Source organism: Vibrio sp. 704 (assembly GCF_033339295.1).
The window spans coordinates 1-529 of record NZ_JAWOUH010000968.1 but is presented as its reverse complement, the minus strand read 5'-3'; the positions used below and the strand labels follow the sequence as shown (position 1 = coordinate 529).

Sequence of the window (529 nt, the reverse complement as noted above, 5' to 3'; positions counted from 1 at the left end):
TATTAGTGAAGGTGCGATTCCTTTTGCCGCTGGCGACCCTGCAAGAGTGCTACCCGCTATTGTGGCTGGTGGCATTGTCGGTAACGTGATTGGCTTTATGTTCCACGTAATGAACCATGCACCATGGGGCGGTTGGATTGTTCTCCCTGTTGTGGATGGAAAAATTGGTTACATCATCGGCACGATTGCGGGCTCAGTTACCACGGCATTGATCGTGATTGCACTAAAGAAAACCGTCACCGAAGATGAGAGTTATACAGGTCATTCTCAAGTATATGGTTCTGTTCAAGGCGAAGGTGAGGCGGATGTTTTGGCGGTTACATCTTGTCCATCAGGTGTGGCACATACGTTCTTAGCGGCGAAGTCATTGGAAAAAGCAGCTTGTGCACTCGGCATTAAGATTAAAGTCGAAACCCAAGGGGCGAATGGCGTCATCAACCGAATTACCGAGAAAGACATCGAGAAAGCGAAGTTAGTGATTTTTGCTCATGATGTCGCGATCAAAGAACCGGAACCCTTTCGAAAAATA

The 529-nt window shown here is 47.4% G+C and carries 1 protein-coding gene; it reads left to right on the top strand.

Features of this window, described 5'->3' with window-relative positions; all coding sequences use genetic code 11:
- Window positions 1–529, top strand: a 529-nt coding sequence (locus R7R24_RS30150; RefSeq protein ID WP_318120647.1) for a PTS fructose transporter subunit IIB, incomplete at both ends; no start/stop codon positions are given.